This window comes from Mangrovibacterium sp. (genome assembly GCF_041596335.1).
GTDB lineage: Bacteria > Bacteroidota > Bacteroidia > Bacteroidales > Prolixibacteraceae > Mangrovibacterium.
Window position 1 is genome coordinate 21,255 of sequence record NZ_JBFHIT010000016.1, and the last position, 19,793, is coordinate 41,047.

The 19,793-nt window shown below is 43.0% G+C and carries 11 protein-coding genes; 5 read left to right on the top strand and 6 right to left on the bottom strand.

Going from position 1 to position 19,793, the window contains the following annotated elements:
• Positions 1-34 precede the first annotated feature (34 nt).
• Complete coding sequence (locus ABZD21_RS07755) at positions 35-2,878, bottom strand: PD-(D/E)XK nuclease family protein (protein WP_372774129.1); 2,844 nt, start codon at positions 2,876-2,878, stop codon at positions 35-37.
• Between the two features lie 111 nt (positions 2,879-2,989).
• Between ABZD21_RS07755 and ABZD21_RS07760 the strand changes: the two genes are divergently transcribed.
• The 3 genes from ABZD21_RS07760 to ABZD21_RS07770 all read left to right on the top strand — a co-directional run bounded on the left by ABZD21_RS07760 (position 2,990) and on the right by ABZD21_RS07770 (position 9,947).
• Positions 2,990-3,694: an SIMPL domain-containing protein gene (locus ABZD21_RS07760; RefSeq protein ID WP_372774131.1), complete on the top strand. Its 705-nt coding sequence runs from the start codon at positions 2,990-2,992 to the stop codon at positions 3,692-3,694.
• A gap of 330 nt (positions 3,695-4,024) precedes the next feature.
• Positions 4,025-5,326, top strand: coding sequence for a glycosyltransferase (locus tag ABZD21_RS07765; RefSeq protein ID WP_372774132.1), 1,302 nt, complete (start codon positions 4,025-4,027; stop codon positions 5,324-5,326).
• A 376-nt stretch (positions 5,327-5,702) separates the two neighbouring features.
• Positions 5,703-9,947: a hypothetical protein gene (locus ABZD21_RS07770; RefSeq protein ID WP_372774134.1), complete on the top strand. Its 4,245-nt coding sequence runs from the start codon at positions 5,703-5,705 to the stop codon at positions 9,945-9,947.
• Between the two features lie 69 nt (positions 9,948-10,016).
• Here ABZD21_RS07770 and ABZD21_RS07775 read toward each other — a convergent pair whose 3' ends face one another.
• The gene (locus ABZD21_RS07775; protein ID WP_372774136.1) at positions 10,017-10,955 is read right to left on the bottom strand and encodes a glycosyltransferase family 2 protein; all 939 of its coding nucleotides are present in this window, start codon (positions 10,953-10,955) and stop codon (positions 10,017-10,019) included.
• Between the two features lie 323 nt (positions 10,956-11,278).
• Between ABZD21_RS07775 and ABZD21_RS07780 the strand changes: the two genes are divergently transcribed.
• A complete protein-coding gene (locus ABZD21_RS07780) occupies positions 11,279-12,850 on the top strand; it encodes an ArnT family glycosyltransferase (RefSeq protein WP_372774137.1) in 1,572 nt (523 codons plus the stop codon).
• Here the strand turns inward: ABZD21_RS07780 and ABZD21_RS07785 are convergent.
• From ABZD21_RS07785 to ABZD21_RS07795, 3 genes are all read right to left on the bottom strand, one after another.
• A complete protein-coding gene (locus ABZD21_RS07785; protein ID WP_372774138.1) occupies positions 12,831-13,538 on the bottom strand; it encodes a phosphatase PAP2 family protein in 708 nt (235 codons plus the stop codon). The genes ABZD21_RS07780 and ABZD21_RS07785 overlap by 20 nt on opposite strands.
• A 550-nt stretch (positions 13,539-14,088) precedes the next feature.
• Positions 14,089-14,910 carry a glycosyltransferase family 2 protein gene (locus ABZD21_RS07790; protein WP_372774140.1) on the bottom strand — a complete coding sequence of 274 codons (822 nt, stop codon included), beginning with the start codon at positions 14,908-14,910 and terminating at the stop codon, positions 14,089-14,091.
• Positions 14,911-15,037: 127 nt separating this feature from the next.
• Positions 15,038-16,249, bottom strand: coding sequence for an aminopeptidase C (locus ABZD21_RS07795; RefSeq protein ID WP_372774141.1), 1,212 nt, complete (start codon positions 16,247-16,249; stop codon positions 15,038-15,040).
• A gap of 306 nt (positions 16,250-16,555) precedes the next feature.
• Between ABZD21_RS07795 and ABZD21_RS07800 the strand changes: the two genes are divergently transcribed.
• Positions 16,556-16,993 (top strand): VOC family protein, encoded by a 438-nt coding sequence (locus ABZD21_RS07800; protein WP_372774143.1) that lies wholly within the window; start codon positions 16,556-16,558, stop codon positions 16,991-16,993.
• Positions 16,994-17,035: 42 nt separating this feature from the next.
• Here ABZD21_RS07800 and ABZD21_RS07805 read toward each other — a convergent pair whose 3' ends face one another.
• Positions 17,036-19,750, bottom strand: coding sequence for a family 78 glycoside hydrolase catalytic domain (locus tag ABZD21_RS07805; RefSeq protein WP_372774144.1), 2,715 nt, complete (start codon positions 19,748-19,750; stop codon positions 17,036-17,038).
• Positions 19,751-19,793: the final 43 nt, after the last annotated feature.

The window sequence follows — 19,793 nt, forward strand, 5'->3', positions numbered from 1 at the left end:
AGAAAAAAATCAGTCGTTTTTGAAGCATCTGACCCTAACCCCTGCGGCAAATCACATTGTAGGGGCAACTTTCACATTTTCGCTTTTTAGTTGTTTGGTCGAAGCAGTTGTCGGAGGCAAAGATTTCCTCCAACAGACTCTGCAAACTAGCGACGAAAGGTTCGGATATTGAATTGTAAACCACCGGCTGACCTTTCATTTTTACCGCAGGATTAAATTCATCGGTAAAGAATTGATCGATTTTATAGATCGATGGCAGGATGGGACTTACCCCTGTCATGCGACTGTAAATTTCGGAATACACGAGGGTCTGAAAAATTTCCTTGGGACGATTATCGGACTCGCGACGATAAAACTCTTCGAATTCTTTGAAAACCAACTCCAGACTGCGGCCTGTCTTGTAGTCGATAATCCGAATCCCGTCTGCCGTTTGATCAATTCGGTCAACAATTCCACCCAATTTTATGCTTCGCTCCTGCCCTTCAACCTGCAACTTAAACGTCGCTTCGCACTCCCCCTCCAATTCCAGAATTTTAAATGGCGCAAACGCTTTATCGTTTTCGAGCATTTTAGTCAAATACATCCTCAAGTTCTCCGCTATCAGAATATTTTTCCCCGTAATTTTGATATTCTTCAATGCTTTATCCTTATAATACTCCCGGATAAGGGCATCGTGAATTGCCCGTTGAATCAAAGCTTCATTTTTCAACAATTCATCCAGTCCGGCAGCAGTTACCGTTTTGTCATTGAAATGCCCGTATAGAAGTTCCGATGCAAAATGAAAAAGGTTTCCAAAAAGACGTGGATCCACATCTTCCAGCAGCTCATCGGCCTCTTTAATTCCGGCAACATATTTAAAGTAGAATTTCAACTTACAATCCAGATATACACTCAGCGCACTCGGGCTCAATCGGCGCTCGGCGTATCGTGAAAGCAATAGCTCCCGATGCTTTGCTGTGGATGGAATTGCGATTGGCTGCGGCTCGGTTGATTTAAAATCAAAATTCAGCTGATAAAGCTCGGGCTTTACCGGCGAGTCATATAACAGCTGAAAAAGATACCGGCTCATCTCGCCACTATTCATGCCATCTCCCGACGAATCGTAGACAAGTACAATTTCTTCCGCACGATGAACCAACCGATAAAAATAATAAGCATACATGGCATCGTGCTCTTCGTATGCCGGCAAACCGAACGCCTTCCTTAAGTTATAGGGAATAAAAGAGTGTGTGCTCGAACTATTCGGCAGCCGCCCTTCATTGACTGAGAACATAAACAGTCGCTTGAAATCGAGGTTTCTGGTTTCGAGCACCCCCATTACCTGAAGTCCGGAGAGTGGTTCACCTTCGAACGGGATGCTGATTCGCTGTAGATGTTGCATCAAAATGCGGTAAAAAAGCGCGAGAGATATTTTCGCGGGGTGGTGTTTTAACAAGGTCGCCTGCAAGCGCTGTATCACCAAATAAACCTGATACAAGTATTCTGCATCGAGCGCCGGATTCGTTTCATCCTCCGAAGCCTCTCCTAATCGTTGCGCCAACTGTTTCACCACCTGCAATAAATAATCCGAACAAGCCTCCCACGAAGTCATCCGCCGGAATATTTCCCCCAGCAACTTATCTTGATTCAAATCACTGATTCGCACATAAATCTTATTCTGCAGGTGAATATCACGAACAATCTCTTTGGTTGTCGGACAAGCCAACAGTTGATGATTCAGCAGCGCCAAAACGGGCTTGTAATAAAAAGCGTCCTCACCTCCATAGAATCTGTAATTTTTCTGCAGATCAACCAATTGTATAATAAAACTATACACAGGAGTATTTTGCACAGGATACCCCATTGTGATGTTGATTTTATTGAATCGGCCTCCGGCTGCCGAAACCAAGGGAACGAGCAGACTTTCATCAGCCAAAACCATAGCGACATCATCAAATCGAGGATTGGGATTTGAAGCACCTGCAAACAACGGATGATTTATCACTTGCGTTTGCGACACCTGTCCCGGAACCGACACAATACTCACCTTGGGTACTGCCTGATTTCTGCCGAGCAATTCGAAGCCTTCGGGCGGTGGAAAAGCAACCAGGTTTCGGCGGATAAAAAGTCCGGCTTCGTGCTGCACATCCGCTACAAAAGCCGGATCATAATCCCAGAAAAATTCACCTTTACCATTCTTCTGAAACTGCCTGAAAAGCTTTTCTTCGGCGGCATTCAGCGCGTTGAACCCGATAAAAAGGTAATGCTCAGACGAAAGAGCCTTTTCCATGTCATCATTCCAGTTTTCGACCAAATCGCGATAAACCATGCCGGTGTATGCCAGTCCTTCGGTTTTCAACTCCTTACGAAAACGGTGATAAACGGAGGCCAACTTATTCCAGATTGCCATAAATTTCTCCCGATTGTTCGACGCTCCGGCTTTCCCAATGCTTCCCCAAAATTTTTCAATGGCTTGCTTTTGTTCAGCAGTCAAATAATCAAAACGGCTTTCAATTTCCTTTAGATCCGAAATATTCCGAAATAAATCATCTGCATGAAGCAGATATTTATCCATATCATTGAAATCGTTGAGCAGAATTTCGCCCCAGAAAAAGAAATCATCCAACTCCTCTTCATGTCCCGTTTCATCTTTGTAAATTTGATGCAGAGTAAGAATCTGGCTGATATGGTCTGATATTTGCAAGCCGGAAAGATCGGAAACAAGTTGATTGATTGTGATGACCTCGGGCCCAAGAACCGGACTGGCGACCAAATCGTTCAGATAGGCATTAAAAAAGATACTCGAACGCCGACTCGGAAAAACGAGCGTTACACGGTCAATCCGCTCTCGATATGATTGGTACAGAAATCGGGCAACTTGCTTCAGAAAAGGCTCCATAAAAAATATTTTTTGTAAAGATAGTACATAATTTAAATCGATTTAAACGCAAAAAATCCGTTTGTCACCATGCATTTCAAGATGAATAAATTACCACAAAAATTTTCGACTATGAAGACGACAATCAGTTTACTCACATTCCTGCTGGCAACGACGTTTCTGTCGGCCCAATCAACTGTAAACCCACTCGAATCGACGCCCTACATTGAAGTTACAGGCGAAGGTGAAATGGAGGTAATCCCGGACGAAATTTATCTTCAATTTACGTTAACAGAACGATATGAGGGGCGAAATAAATCGGATCTAAAAAAACTGGAAAGTGAAATGAGAAAGAAACTCAATGCAGCGGGACTCAACATGGATCACCTTTCGGTGGCTGATGCCAATTCTGATTACGTTAAAATCGTTCGCAAGAAAAAAGATGTTCTAGCGTCAAAAGATTATGAAATGAAAATCAAAACAACTGACGAATTGAGCCGACTTTGGGACCTACTGGATGACATGAAAGCCGAGAAAGCGTTCATTAGCCGGGTAGACCATAGCGATATGGACGCTTTAAAAAGAGACGTGAAAATTTTGGCCGTAAAAAACGCCAAGGAAAAGTCGGACTACCTACTGAATGCTCTCAATCAACGTACAGGAAAAGTTCTATTTATTCAAGAGCGCGAAACCTACTCACAACCCTACCTGCGAAAAACGATGGCCTTAAGCATGATGGACGCAGAAGCCGACATTCCGCCGGTCACAGAACAGGAACTCAGTTTCCAAAAAATAAAACTCAATTACAAAGTTTTTGCACGATTCTCCATTCAATAGAAGCTATAAACCTGCGACAGTAGCGACAATAAACTGTCGAAAGGAATCAAGCGACAAACAACCAATAATTAAACCCGAAAACGCTCAGATTTTTCTGCGCGTTTTTTTTTCTCCTTGTTTTATGCCACGCAATTTTAGAAAGCTGAGACCGACCAACAATCGCTCCATGCCAGTCATGAATTGCCATCGATACTATATAAAAAAAGAAAGCTTTTGTAAACTCGTACATATGCTAAACAACTGATTTCACTTACAAAACAAGACTTTTTTTTGCTCCTTCTGGTTTTTAGTCGTAGCTTATATTATTGATTACCATAAAGCCACTGCATTATGAAACAAAATAATCATTTAAGCCAAATCGATGTCGACGCCTACGCCGAATACATCGGAAATCAGAAAGTTGAGTATTTAAGAAGCATGGCTGAGGTTCTACAGGACAGGGAATGGGCTCATATAAATTCCACCTTCGAAGGCGGTGGAGTGGCAGAGATGCTTAACAGTATCGTTCCTCTGGCCCGAAATCTTGGAATCAACACCAACTGGTATTGCATTGAAGGAGATAAATCGTTCTACTCAATTACAAAACGCTTTCATAACATCATTCAGGGAGTTGATCAAAAATTCACATTGGAAGATCTTTTTGACATCTATATCAAAACCAATCAGAAAAATTTTGAAAATATCGTAATCAAAGAAGATTTCACGGTTGTTCACGACCCTCAGCCTTGTGCTTCCATTATACATGGAAACTATGATAGCAAATTGATATGGCGCTGCCACATAGACACTTCCGAAGCAAACGAATTAATCTGGAACTTCCTGCTTCCATACATCAACAACTACGACGGAGTGATTTTCTCGATGAAAGAATTTGTAAAAGCCGGGATTAAAAAGCCGGTTTACCAAATCTCACCAGCCATCGATCCGTTAACTTTCAAAAACAGGCAACGAACACACGAAGAAGCACTTGACACACTCGATCCGCTGTTAAAAGAATATCAGATTGATCCTGAAAGGCCAATCATTCTTGCTGTTTCACGCTATGACATCCACAAAAACCAAAAGACGATTATTGAAGCGTTTAAAAAACTAAACCGCGATAAAAAAATAAAAGCACTCAAGCCTCAGTTGATACTTGTTGGCAATTCGGCAGACGATGATCCGGAAGGAATGGAAATGTATCAGGATATTTTGCAGGTAATTAATGGCAATAAAGATATTTACCCCTTGTTGAATATTCCGGACAACGATAAAAACATAGGAGCGCTAATGAAATTGGCGAAGGTTTTTATTCATGTATCAACCAAGGAAGGCTTTGGCCTTGTGGTTACTGAGGCTTTATGGCAAGGAACACCAGTAATCGGCAGCAGTGTGGGTGGTATAGTAACCCAAGTTTTACCCGGGAAAACCGGCTATTTAGTCGGCCCAATGGATACAGACAGCATTGTGTCGCACGCCAAGCATTTGCTTTTAGAAAAAGAGGAACGCGCCAGAATGGGCACTCAAGCGGTTGAGCATGTCCGCGAAAACTTTTTGATTACCGGATTGGTCGAAAAATACATTAAACTCATGCGGTTTCAATTGGGGATCGACTATCCTTATTTTAAAATTCTTCCTAGTCCGCACAGGTAGAATTCCTCTTCATTCGCTAATGAAAACAGATGCTCATCCACTGCAAATCGCTATTTTTTGTCTAGCGTCCCACAATCGAAACCTTCTTGTGTTGACTAACTTAGGGTCAACCTCTATTAACGACTGCCGCTTTTTTTTGCCATCCAGCATCTGGGATACACACAACAGACCGATCTAAAAATCGCCTTTCGTATTCAGCAATATCAAATTCTCCAATTTCAATTCGGCAGACAATATCGGCTTATAAAATGAATGAAAAATTCGGGAACACAAGAGTTGCGTTCACAAGCCAAACAAATTTTCACGATCGAATTAAGGTCAATCTAAAATTAAAATCTATTTTTAGTAAAGTATATTGCAATGCAAAATCAGCTGTATGAACAAAAAGAGGACTGCCATAAGAAATAAAACATACAGACGGATTGCTGCCATTTGCGCTATATTGGTAGCAGCTCTGTTGTTGAGCATCACTCTGGCTACCCCCGGTTATATAAAACGACACCTGAACGACTATATCTTCAAATCGAGCAAGGGTGAATACGGGATTTCATTTTCCGGCATCAGCGCCAACCTATATACCCGAACAATTGTAATTGACTCACTACAACTTATCCCTCTCAAGAAAGATCAGAATCACTATGCGGTTTACACTTCAAATTTAAAGGCGACGGGTGTTTCCCCGATCGCGTTTTTGCTGCACCACCGTCTGAAGATCGACCGGTTGGTAATTCGAAAACCAAAGTTTGAAATAATAGGCAGTGATGGACTGAAGCGCGACACCCCAAACCGGGATGAACTTTTTAGTCGGCTAAGGCCATTTCTTAATCGAAGCCTCAAAGGAATTACGATTCGGGAAATCAGACTAGAGCAGGCCTATCTGGCTCACTATGGCTTGCAAAATCAGAATAAAGCGCTGAGTTCGGTGAATGATCTGGAAATAGGCATCCGAAATTTTAAATTAGATTCTACGGTTTTGAGCCGGGGAGATGAATTCTTTCATGCCGACGATATTTTTGTACGAATCGTGGATTTTAACCGCCTGCTGGGAGATAGTCTTCATCGTGTTCATGTACATGAGTTGACCTACTCCATCGAACAAAATAACATTACAGGAAAAGACTTCAGTCTTCAGCCTATAAATGACAGCACAAAAATAGAAACCCGCTACTGGATTGACATACCGACGATTAAACTAAAATCAAACAACCTTCGCGATATAATCGGAAACGATTCCGTCTGGATTGATTCAGTACAAATCGCGGAAGCCAACATCCGAATTAAACCCGGGGTAAATTCCCGAAAACTTAGCTTTAGAGACCTTAAACAATACGATTTGTATGACTTGGTGAGAAATGACTTCAACTTCATTAAGATTAACTATCTGCACCTTCATGCCAATCAACTAAAATTTGAGCCGAGAACTCCGGCGATTGACAACACACAAATACTATCCGGAATTGATGCCGAAGCAGAAAATTTCGAGCTCGATTCCTCCGGTAATTACCGACTGGACAAAATTCTGTATGCCGATCAAATCAGCTTGAAGGTAAATGCCTATTCACTAAAACTAAACGATCAGGTTCACCGGTTTGAAGCGTCGAATATTGAAGTATCAAGCCGCGACAGCATGCTAAAAGCTGAAGCATTACGCCTGACTCCATCCACCGAAAAACACAAACTGCAGACCACCGTTGAATTGCAAACCGATAGTATCCGAATTGGTAAGGTGAATTTGTCGCGCCTATTCCATTTTCGCGAAATGCCCATGGATGAATTGAGCATATACAGTCCGAAGGTAACTGTGAACCAACATTCGAACGAAATCGGGAAGCAACAGGACGAGGAAAGTTTATTGTATCAATTTATCCGCGACTACATCAAAGGAGTTTATGCAAATGTGATTGCGATTAATCAGGGACACATTGTGTTTAACGACTACCGGAATGCCAGGGATGACGGGCACCTGAAAGTTGACTTCGATTTCAATCTAACTGATTTCATGCTTGATTCGGTGAGTGCACGCCAAACTGAAAAACTATTTTTTGCCACCAACTTTGATCTGACATTCAGCAACTACCAAATGCAATTAGCCGATCAGCTCCACATTTTGCAGGTTGAGAAAATTGCGGTTTCGAGCCTTCAACAACTAGCCACCATCCAAGACTTACATTTGTTTCCCGACAAATCAAAAAATGCAAGACGAATGCTGGAACGCCTAAATCGCTCGGAATTGTACGAAATTGAAATTCCTAAATTACAGCTTCAACACACCGATATCCACCATGCTTTTTTCCGGAAATCGCTGAATATAAACCGGTTCACAATAACAAACCCGAAGATTTATTTTGAAGTGTTTGCACACCAACGCCAGACGGATGAAGGAGTAAACCTGGAAGAGTTTTATGGGCTACTGCAAAATTACATTGAGGAAATCAGCATTGAACAAATCGCGCTGGAAAACGGCGAACTACAGTTTATCAATCATAGCCGAAAAGGAAGAACGATCAATTTAAAGAACGATTTTAGTCTCAATCTCGATCAGTTTCGGCTCAATCGGGAGGAATTGCACTCAAACCGGATGCTGTTTTCCGATAATTTTGAACTGAAAATCAAAGACCACCTTTTTAAGCTATCTGACAATGTGCATTTTTTAAAAGCCAGCGAAATCAGCCTGTCGTCGTCCAAATCAGAGGGTATCATTCACAACGCCCTGCTTTTCCCCGAGCTTAGCAGCCCCGACTACGACAAACTTCCGTGGCACATCCAAATTAGTGTTCCCAAAATCCGCCTGAACAAAATTGATCTGGCGAAGGCTGTTTTTAACGAGATCCTCGATGTTGGATCAGTTGAGGTTGAATCTCCGGTTATTCAAGTCTACCGAAACCGCGAAGGAGATGACAAATTCAACTTCAAAGACCTAACCATTCCTCTGCCTGAAGAATTGAAAGAGCTGAATCTGGATCAGGTGAGCCTAACTAACGGCAAACTAATAATGTATAAAAACAGCCGAACAAACAAAACTCAGCTGGCAGGTTCGAGCGTCAGCCTGTCTCTATTGGATGTCAAGCTAAAACGAACAGCCGACAATAAAACAGCTCGTTTTTCGGCAAAAGATATTGATACCAGACTTACAAATCTGACCCTTTCGCCAACAAAAGTTCCTTATGTTATTCACGTTAAAGACATTGATTTCTCCTCGGGACAAAAGAAACTGGAACTTAACGAACTGCAAATCGAACACACAGGAACCAGTCCGGATCAAGTGATCTCGATCCAATTTCCTCATTTAAAATTCGAGCAACTGGATCCAACCGACGCATTCGACCATAACCGCTTTCATGCTTCGCGCATCCTGGTCGATAATCCGGTTTTCAACCTTCGCGAAAAAGAAAGTAAGCAAAGACAAAACCCGCTATACATCAAACTCTCACCAGACCTTAACGCGATTATGGACGAACTTTCAGCCGGTAAAGTATTGGTAAACAATGCCACTTTCAACTTTTTTGGCCGGAAGCACAACCGAAAACTGAACTCGGTAGACATTGAGATGAACGATGTTATGCTGGACAGTACGCTGTCGGAAAAACCGCTTGGCGCAGAGGATCTTACAATTATCAGGCGAAACATGCAGTACACCGACAAGCATAATCTCTACGATTTGCGCGTCGACCAGCTTGCGTACTCAACCCGGTCGAACAACCTGACCCTTTCCGGACTCCATATTATTCCTCGTTTCGGGCCCGATGATTTTCAGAAACAGATTTCGTTCCAGCAGGATTACTATTCCGGCGACGTAAAACAACTTAATGTCGGCAACATTGATCTGGACAAGTGGTTTAAAGATCGGGAGCTTATTGGCGAGAATGTTGCTATTGAACAAGCCAACCTGCTTATTTACCGGGATAAGAGAGTTGACATCGACCCAAATCGTTTTCCGCCAATGCTTCAGGATGTTTTTCGGAAAATTGAGATGCCCTTTTATTTCGATACACTCAAACTGAATCGTTCAACAATAATTTACTCGGAGCAAGCCATTGAAACTCCGGAGCCGGGCCGCGTAAGCTTTGAGCAACTAGAGGCTGAACTTTATCCGTTTACCAACCTTCGTCAGTCCCGGTTTATTCACCCTAATATATACTTGAACGCCTCGGCCAAACTTATGGGAGCGAGTGAATTAAAAGCAGGGTTCAAATTCGACATGAATTCGCCCGTGAATCGTTTTGAAGCCGAAGGTTCGTTAGCCCCATTCGACCTCACCGCAATGAATCCGATTACCGAAAACGGCGCGTCCATTTCTGTTCGCTCCGGACAGTTAAACCGATTTGAATTTGAGTTTAGCGGAGATTCAGTGGCGGTAAACGGGAAACTACGATTTGCGTACGAAGATTTGAAAATTTCGATTTTAGCGTATAAAAACGGGAATACGAAGGAAGCTAAATTCCTGAGTTTTCTGGCCAATAGCCTCATGTTGAAGTCAAAAAGCCCGCGCACCCGTTTTTTACTTCCAGACGATATACGCTACTATCGCGACCCCAATAAATCGACCCTCAACTATTGGTGGAAAGCAGTATTTAGTGGTGCTAAAAATACATTTGGCGTAAAAGAAGATACCGATGAGTAAAGGGCAAAAAAGCAAGTTCCAACTTTCAAAATCAGAAAATTGGAACTTGCTTTTTATCCGTTTTTAAAATTAGACCGCTTTACTAATTTTTCGGATGCGATAGGGCTTTTTATTTTGCGACTCGAAGTATGTCCGCATCAGCATTTCGGCAATAATACCGGTGGTAATGAACTGAATACCGGCAACCAACAAAATAAGTCCAAGCACCAGCAAGGGTTTTCCCCAGATGTCTTGTCCGAAAATTTTCAGGATTAGCAGGTAAAAGTTGATGATTGCTCCCAGACCAAAAGTCAGCAGGCCCAGTTTGCCAAAAAAGTGCATGGGCTTCTGCAAGTATTTGCGCAGGAACAGCATCAACACCAAATCGCTGAACACTTTGGTTGTCCGGCTAAGGTTATATTTTGAACGCCCAAACTCGCGCGCCCGGTGATTCACATCAACCTGAGTTAAACGTGTTGAACCTTCGAACGCCAGCAACACGGGGATAAAACGATGCAGCTCGCCATAAATATGAATGCTTTTTACAGCTTCGCTGGTAAACAACTTCAAGGTACATCCAAGGTCGCGCATTTGTGTTCCGGTTGATTCGCGGATGATATAGTTGGCAATTTTACTCGGAATTTTTCGAAGAAACGCACCATCCTTACGGTTCGCGCGTACACCGGCAACCATATCCCAGTCGCCTTCCTTCAGCATCTTGAGCATCATTGGAATATCAGCCGGATCATTCTGCAGGTCTCCGTCAATTAGTGCCACATATTCACCCGATGCCTGATCAATCCCCGCCTGTAAAGCTGAACTTTGGCCATAGTTGCGTTTCAATTCAACCAATACAAAACGTTCGTCTCCAACAGCCCTGACCTCATCGCGAGTCCGGTCGGTTGACCCATCGTCAACAAACAAAACTTCATATTCAAAATTCACCAAAGCAGCCTTAATTTGCTCACTAAGTGGTTTTATATTTTGCTCTTCATTGTAGACACAAACAACCAGACTTAATTCTTTCATTTTCACTAAAATTGGATTAATCTCTTTTTCAAAATGCGCTACGAAGGTAAAAAAAGAAATTTAGTCCAACTAAAGACAGGCGTTTATGCTTAAACAGAACTACCAAATCCCAATTGATACATGCATCCGGAATAATTTCTATATCAATAAAATATCCTACAAAAGCCCAAATTTAGCGCTGCCTGCTGGTTGGTTATCCGACAATTAATTTTCAACCAAGAAACCAATACATCTTAATTAAGGATGAGTTCCGCACCCCGGAATGACTAAATTGAATTCTATTTTTGCGCTGAAACACATGAAATCTACTCACTACACAAATCATGATCGACAAACTAAGCTCATATAAGTTTTATCCGTTGCTGGTTTTTCTGCTTGCATGGAGTCTATACCTTTTCAACAGTGGAGCGGTTAGTATCTACATCCTGGATGAAGCGAAGAATGCGGAATGTGCCCGTGAAATGCTGGAACGAGCCGATTTTTTTGTACCAACATTCAATCAGGAACTTAGAACCGACAAACCTCCGTTACATTATTTCTTTATGATGTTGAGCTATTCCGTATTCGGTGTCAATCCATTTGCAGCACGCTTTTTTTCAGCTTTGTTTGGCGCACTGACAGTACTGATCGCTACACTTTTTGCCCGACAATTTGCGGGTTCGAAAACCGGACTAATCACAGGTGGAGTTTTGCTTGCATCCGTTCATCTGAGCATTCAGTTCCACCTGGCCGTTCCCGATCCGTATCTCGTGTTTTTCATGTCAGTGGCCATCTGTTCGTTCTACACATTCCTTGAGAACCGAAAAATAGTCTACTTGATTGCGCTTTATGGTTCAATTGGGCTGGGAACCTTAACGAAAGGGCCGATCGCAATCGCACTGCCCGGACTTATCTTTTTGCTGTATCTTATTTCGAGCAAGCAATTGAACTGGCCAACACTTCGGACTTTACGCCCATTTTGGGGAGCTGCATTCGTGTTACTAATCGCTATGCCCTGGTACATTTTAGCACACCTGAAAACAAATGGTGCCTGGACAGAGGGCTTCTTCCTGCGCCACAACATTGGACGATTTACCGATGAGATGGAAGGACATGGTGGCACCTTTGTGGCCACACTTCTATTTGTCCTTATCGGCTTGTTTCCCTTCTCTGTTTATCTGCCGCAAGCTCTGGTTGAAGGTTTCCGTAACCGAAAGGAACGCTTTATACTCTTCAACCTCCTGGCTGGACTCTGCATTGTAGGATTTTTCATGCTGTCGAAAACACGCCTTCCGAACTATACCGTTCCCGCACTCCCCTTTCTGGCAATTTTAATTGGTCAATTTATCGTGAATAACCGAAATCGCCCAAAAGCGTTCACCGCGGGAATTTGGACTATTTTCATCTTCTCGGTGATTTTGGTTCCCGCCCTGATTGTTGGGTTGAAATTTGACCCGTCATTGGCTGATATTCGTTGGGTGGGCTGGTATTTTGTGCCTTTCCCTTTGCTTGTCGGAACAGCCCTGTTCTTTCACTTTCAGAAGAAATTGCCCCTGATGCATCTTTTCACACTTTTTGCAGGAATGGCGGTTGCACTAATTTTCTTCGCAGTGGTTTTTCCGAAGATCGACCGACAAAACCCGGTAGCCAAAAGCATCGAATTGCTGCAGGGCAAAGAAGTCCGCTATTTCAGAAAGTTTAACGCTGCTTATGCCTTCAACCTGAAAAAGGAACTACCGCCCCTGCAAGACAATGAATTGGCTCCTTTCTTCAAACAATATCCGGATGGAGTGGTTATATCGACCCGGAAAAAAGTCAATGAAATTGCGCTCCCTGAAGGATGTGAAATCAGCTTTTCGAGCCACGACTTGTTTGAATCGCCGGTCACTGTTTTTATCACCAAAAGAAAGCCGTAAAACTGCGTTTTGCCTGCCGGATAAGGAAAGGGTTTTCGAACAGATGTTTCGAACGAAGCTTAATCGCGTAATCGCCGACCCAGATGGTTGTACCCGTGCAAATCAATCCCAACATCGATCCGACATACACATCGACAAAAAAGTGCTGGCACAAGTAGATTCGGCTGAAACCTACCACAATTGCGACCACAACACAAATGACAGCGACAAAATTACGTCCGGAAAAATAGGCCAGTAAACTCATCATGGCGAAAATAGTCATGGTGTGGCCCGACGGAAAGCTATGCAGCAGGTTGTAGTCGGTAAGTTGAACCATCCGGTGAAAAGCTTCCGGGTCGAAATACTTTAACGGACGAACAATATCGGGGAAGAGTAATTTCTTAAACAAGGCGGTGACCAATCCAACCAGAGCGAGGTTGAACAGCATCATCAAACTGTACCGCAATTTATACAAAGCAAAACCTACGGCAACAATGGCCATTGTGCTTCCCAAGCCAATCCGGGTAATCCAGTCCACCGCCCGATCCCATTCCATGCGGGAATATTTGTTGATAAACAGCACGACATCGCCGTAATTCGTGGTTAACAGAACAACTAATCCCAGCAAAATAAAAATGGTATAAGCCAATAAATAGTAGCGCAGTCCGTCGTTTCGGAATACTTTGGCTTCCTGATTCAAAATTTTCATCCAATGAAGTTTTACAATCCATATTAGGCGGAAAATTAGAACTTCAGGATTACACCCTTAATAACAAGATTTTAAATACAATCCAATAAGATTACGATTGGATTGCTTTTTGGTTAAAACGGAATGATGCAACGAATAATGCTGAAGGAGAACAGGCTGTTTAGAGCCATTTTGCTACCCACCAGTTTTTCGTTTAGCTGAAAGGATTCTGCTAAAGCCAGCCATTGAAGCAGGCTTTCATCCTCGCGCACATTCATTTTCTCGAGGGACCAATTCCAACCTTTTGGGCAATCTGTCCCGGAGCTTTTCTTTCACCCAAAGAATATTCTTCGGGGGAATCTGATTTATGACAGAATGCTCCTCATCGAGATGACGACAATTGAGAGCCTGTATTCGATGGTGGTCATTGAAACGATTATCGGCTACACCTCTCCCATGGGTAGAATGAATTGTTTTTAGGGAATCAACCTAACCGAAATTCATGATATAAAAAAACTGCCCAATCTTTTAACGTCATAGTCAGGCATGAATAGGTTGAAAAAAATCCGGGTTACTGGATGTACTTATCAATTCCGTTGGGCGTAAACGTGATGCAGTTTTTCTTTACATTATCGCGAATTGCTCGGTTTTGTTTCATCAGATCGGTCTTTTTATAGGGGCGTGGATGATCCAAATGCACACAAATAGCTTTGTAGCGGATTTGCTTTCCTTTGATCCCCTTATTGATTAATCGTTCCCCTAATTCTCGGTCAAGCCCTCCGTAATTCATCTCTTCATTATACCCATTAACCTGAATAATATCTTCTTTAAAACCACTCACATTATGACCATTCCAAGTTGCTTTTGTTGGTGTAATTCGATTTAGAATACTTACATACAACGAGTTTCGACTAAGCTTACTGAGCTTGAACGTTTTCGGTTGCCCATTATTTACCAACCATTTTATATTGAAAATATTTTGGTTCAGTATGTCTTCCCCAACAACTTGGTCGGTCACTGTTTTGCTGAGCTTAAAATAGCCCCCACTCAGAAAATAACCGGGGCTGGCGTTCTTCAAATGCACATCGACAAAATCGTTACGCGGCACACAATCATCATCGGTAAACAACAAATAATCAGTCGATGATGCGACGATTGCTTTATTCAGGATCGCACATTTTTGAAAACCTCGATCTTCATGCCATACATGTTGAATTTCCAAAGCCGTATTTTGACGGTACCAATCGATCAGTTCTCTCGTGTCATCCCTCGAACCATCATCAGCAATTACGATTTCAAAATTACGATTCGTTTGAATACTGAACCCCAGCAATACTTTCGACAAATATTCCGGCTTATTGTAGGTGGTAATTATTACGGATAATTTATTCATTCCTGAAAATTAATATTGGGCAAAGATAATCAGCCAATCTGAATTGTAGGTTTACGAAAACTAAAGTTCTATCGTTTAAGCTTTAGAGCTCAAAAAAAAGCCATCCTTTCGGATAGCTTTCAATGTTCTATAAACCCAATTTCGTACGTATATCCTTCGGGATAGCATCTTTATGAACCATGATACTGATGGTTTTATACTCCACGTAGGGTTTTGAAGCATAAAATAAACCGTCGAATTTATTGTAGCTCCCCCAAGAGTTTTTCACTTTATAATAAAGATTTCCGTTTTGATCTTTTGCAGTTCCAACAAGCAGCATTCCATGGTCATCAGTCGTTTCGTAACCATCAAAAGCAACCTGACGCATCACTTGCGTAATTTCTTTTTCGACCCCTGGCTTATCCATTCTGTATAGCTCCAAGTCCTTTTCTTTGTCGGTCAGGCTTTCCCATTTGGCAATTTCAGCATCCGACATCTCTTCCATATCAACATCCGGCACAATGGCAACTCCCTGTCGTGACGAACTGAACCCTCTTTCACTCACATCGGCTCCCCAGGCGACAGTATATCCATTCTCGATCGAATTATCAATCACCGCCATGAACTCGTCCAGAGGAAGATTATAAACTTCGCCCCACATCCAGTTATCCGGAATTTCAATCACAAACCTCTCGTAAAACGGATGGTGAGTAAAGGAACTCAACTCCACATAATCGTCCATATTCAGCCCAACAAAATCGCTGGCAAAGCTTTGCGGGGTATAGTTTTTCCCTTCATATTTAAAATGATTAGGCAGCTCGCCCAAGTAGGCATTCAGCGTCCCTTTAAGACTTTCAACCCATGCTGAGCTCAGTTTTTTATTCCCGTTTTCCACGACCGCATTTACCTGTTCCTTCAACATTTTATCCAACTCGGCGTGCACATGATTCTCTTCCCCGTAATGCAATCCATCATATACCGATTCAGGAACAATACCATAGTGCTTTACCATCTCAGTTACATCGTGAAACGCACCGCCAGCGGCAAAATTCAAATGCCCGTGCAAGCGCACATATTTGATCGCCTTTTGCATATAAGTATGCCAAACAATAAACATCTCCGACAAATCAGTCTTAGGTTTACCCGTACGCAACATTTCAGCCTCTAAAAAGCCGATCGTTGAGAACGACCAACAGGTTCCGGATCGGTTCTGATTTTTCACCGGCGTGTATGGCAATTCTTTCGTATCGGTAAAATGGTATCCCTTTTCAACCATTATCGAGTCTTCCTGAGCCCAGGCAACCGATCCTAAGACAACAATATTCAGCATCAAAATGCCAAACTTCTTCAAATTCATCATAGTTCTATAATTTGTAAATCCCCTTTTTTTGTACCGAAGATAATAAGATTGTTTCAACCTGCTTGAGGAATTAAGATCGCATTCCCTAACTTAAAATTGATCCAAATTATACATTCGGCAATTTTATCAGGCTATCAGTATCAAGAACGGCAGTTTCATTACAAAAAACGTTCGTCTTTGTTTTTTTCGAACTGTGCAGGCACAACACAACAGGCCAAGCCAATCGGTCGTTCAACAACCGAGTAATCCTCAACAATTACAGCGTCGTGTTTGTTACAACCTTGTAACCTATAAAACAAGAAAACGATGGCAAAAGTAAGTGTGTATCTTAATTTTAACGGCCAGGCTGAGAAGGCTTTTGAATTTTACAAATCGGTTTTTAAAACTGAATATCTCGATCCCATTTCCCGCTTTTCGGATGTACCTCCATCGGAAAATATGCCTCCGTTTTCTGACGAAGACCAAATGTTAGTGATGCACGTTTCCCTCCCCATTACCGGTGGTTTTACACTAATGGGATGCGACAGTCCCTCTTCTATCGGAATAGAAGCGATCCAAGGCAATAATATTCATATCAACCTTGAACCTGACACGAAGGCTGAGGCTGACCGTTTATTTAACGCATTGGCTGAAGGTGGCACCATTACAATGCCACAATCGGACATGTTTTGGGGCGCCTATTTCGGAAGTTTAACCGACCAATTTGGCATCCACTGGATGATTAACGTGAGTGAAAAACGATAACCCGGCACTCCGTATCCCTCTTTTCAATTAAATGTGATTGCCTTAGTTCACCGAGAAACGGTAATTGCCCGAACCGACCTTCACAACAACGAATCCATTTTCGGCTCGTAAGACTTCGATATCTTTTGACGACGAGATTGCCTTGCCACTTTCACGAACCTGCTGAACCGAATTGGCTGGGATAAAAATCGTCGCAGTTGTATTAACCGGGATACTCACATTTTGAATCAACTGCTGCCCAAGCCATTCCCATCCCGATGTAATTGCTCCGTAATATGTATCCAACTGTGCTTTCACATTCGCTAACTGCTTGGTTACAGTGGGTTTAATTTGAATGCTTTTATAACCGGGAACAGCCGGATCGAGCTGAATACCGGCGGCCACAGTATACATCCAATCACCAATGGCGCCATGGGCATAATGGTTGAAGGAATTCATACTCGGGGTTTGAAAAGAACCATCTGGCTTAATGCCATCCCAGCGTTCCCATATTGAAGTGGCTCCCATTGTTACCGGATACAGCCATGATGGATACGATTTCTCCAGTAGCAACTTGTAGGCAATTTCGCTTTGCCCAAATCGCGATAACACATGGCACAGGTAAGGAGTTCCCAGAAAACCGGTGGTCAGGTGGGTATCATACTCCTGGATATTGGCAACCAGGCGATTCACGGCTTCCATCCTCATTGACTCCGGCAACATATCAAACCCGAGTGCCAGCACATAAGCAGTTTGTGTGCCTGAAACCAGACGCCCGTTTGCTGTAACATACTCCTTCACAAAGGCTTGTTTAATTTCAACCAACAACGAATCGTAAATCTGAGCCTCCCGATCCATGTCCAAAATCTTGGCCGCATCAACCATTATCTGTGTCGAATGAGCATAAAAACACTGGGCGATCAGGTCTTTGTCGGTAACTGCAGCCCGTCCGCGGTTATCATCCTCCGGACGATAAAACAACCAATCGCCAAACGATTGCTTTGGTCGCCAAAGGTTCTGCTGTGCCGTTTTCCGAATATATTCCACCCAGGCTTTCATGCTAGGATATTGATTCTCGAGCAGCAGTTTGTCACCATATGCCCGATAAATAGTCCAGGGCGCAATTGTGGCGACATCGCCCCAACCGGGGCTGCATTCTTCCCCCAAAACATTGGGCACCACATTGGGCACACTACCACTTTCCGACTGATCGACCGCGACATCTTTGAGCCACTTGGCATAAAAACTGTGAACATTGAAATTAAAAGCCGCGGTTGATGCAAAGGCCTGTGCAGCTCCAGTCCACCCTAAGCGTTCATCACGCTGAGGACAATCTGTGGGAACATCCAAAAAATTGCCGCGCTGACCCCATTGAATATTTTGTTGCAGCTTGGTAACCAGAGCGTCAGAACACGAAAACTCGCCGGTAGGCCGCATTGCTGAATAAAGCGCAAATGCCTTAAAATTAGCGGCCTTAAGTTCTCCCGGATAGCCTTCAACCTTAACAAAACGAAACCCCTGATAGGTGAAATGAGGCTCGAATACCTCCTCGCCTCCGCCTTCCAAAATAAACGTATTGGTTTGCTTTGCCGACCGCAGATTATCGGTATAAAAATTCCCTGATTTATCTAAAGCCTCAGCATGTTGCAGTACGATTTTATCGCCAGCGTTACCGCTAACTTTCATTTGAACCCAACCAACCAGATTCTGTCCAAAATCGATCACTTTTTCACCTTTAGGAGTCGTCAGTATTTTTATGGGCGATAAACTTTCGTTCTTCTTAACTGACTCGTTTTCTGTAGCAACTGTTGTGATCACCGGATGATTCACCAATTTTATAGTCGACCAATCAATATCGACAAACCCGGGCTCCGACCAGCCCTTTCGAACCAATCGGGCATCATAGGTTTCGCCGTCGTAAATTTCGGAAGACAGAATTGGCCCTGTTGAAGAACGCCAGCTACCATCTGAAACGACATTGTCGATTGATCCGTCGGCATAAATAATTTGCATCTGAAAAAGGAGCGATACATCGTTTCCATAAAAATCGACTTTATCCTTGGGGCCCAAACGCCCTCTGTACCATCCGTTACCAAGAGTCACCCCGATGGCATTTTTGCCGTTTCGAAGCAAATCGGTCACATCGTAGGTTTGATATTGCAACCGTTTATGGTAACTGGTCCATCCGGGAGTTAAGTAAAGGTCACCCACCCGCTTTCCATTTATTTCGGCTTCATAAAGGCCATGAGCTGTGATAAAAGCCACTGCCAAACGAATTGGTTTTTCGATCGCAAATTCGCGTCGAAGCAATGGTGAAGGACGAGAATCCAACTCTCGAAATCCGGGCTGAATCCACTTGGCCTGCCAGTTCTCAGGCCCCATCAATCCCATGATCCAAAAATTAGGAGTACTCCATTTCGACACCTTATCGTTTTGATCCCAAACACGAACCTGCCAGTAATATTTGCGGCCGGGCTTCAACGTATTTCCGGTAAACTGGACATAAACTGATTGATCGGAAGGTATTTTACCGGTGCTAAAAACCAAATCGACACCTTTTTGAAGCGACTCAAGACTCTCGCTGACCCGGATATCGAAGGCCGACTGACTAACATTCCGTTTTGAAGATGCTAAAGTCCAGGAAAGCCGTGGATAGAGAACACTAATTCCAACCGGGTTTATTTTATTTTCGACGAATAAACGCGTAATCTCTAGTTGAGCAAAGGCAGTTGAGAACATGAAGAAGCCAGAAGCAAAAAGAAACAGTAATTTCTTCATAAGTGTCGTTGTAAGCTAGTTTTTTTCGGTTAAATTCAGTTTC

Excerpts from the sequence above, each read along its gene's own strand:
- ABZD21_RS07755 (WP_372774129.1), bottom strand. The coding sequence starts at position 2,878 with ATGGAGCCTTTTCTGAAGCAAGTTGCCCGATTTCTGTACCAATCATAT.
- ABZD21_RS07760 (WP_372774131.1), top strand. The coding sequence starts at position 2,990 with ATGAAGACGACAATCAGTTTACTCACATTCCTGCTGGCAACGACGTTT.
- ABZD21_RS07765 (WP_372774132.1), top strand. The coding sequence starts at position 4,025 with ATGAAACAAAATAATCATTTAAGCCAAATCGATGTCGACGCCTACGCC.
- ABZD21_RS07770 (WP_372774134.1), top strand. The coding sequence starts at position 5,703 with ATGAACAAAAAGAGGACTGCCATAAGAAATAAAACATACAGACGGATT.
- ABZD21_RS07775 (WP_372774136.1), bottom strand. The coding sequence starts at position 10,955 with ATGAAAGAATTAAGTCTGGTTGTTTGTGTCTACAATGAAGAGCAAAAT.
- ABZD21_RS07780 (WP_372774137.1), top strand. The coding sequence starts at position 11,279 with ATGATCGACAAACTAAGCTCATATAAGTTTTATCCGTTGCTGGTTTTT.
- ABZD21_RS07785 (WP_372774138.1), bottom strand. The coding sequence starts at position 13,538 with ATGAAAATTTTGAATCAGGAAGCCAAAGTATTCCGAAACGACGGACTG.
- ABZD21_RS07790 (WP_372774140.1), bottom strand. The coding sequence starts at position 14,910 with ATGAATAAATTATCCGTAATAATTACCACCTACAATAAGCCGGAATAT.
- ABZD21_RS07795 (WP_372774141.1), bottom strand. The coding sequence starts at position 16,249 with ATGATGAATTTGAAGAAGTTTGGCATTTTGATGCTGAATATTGTTGTC.
- ABZD21_RS07800 (WP_372774143.1), top strand. The coding sequence starts at position 16,556 with ATGGCAAAAGTAAGTGTGTATCTTAATTTTAACGGCCAGGCTGAGAAG.
- ABZD21_RS07805 (WP_372774144.1), bottom strand. The coding sequence starts at position 19,750 with ATGAAGAAATTACTGTTTCTTTTTGCTTCTGGCTTCTTCATGTTCTCA.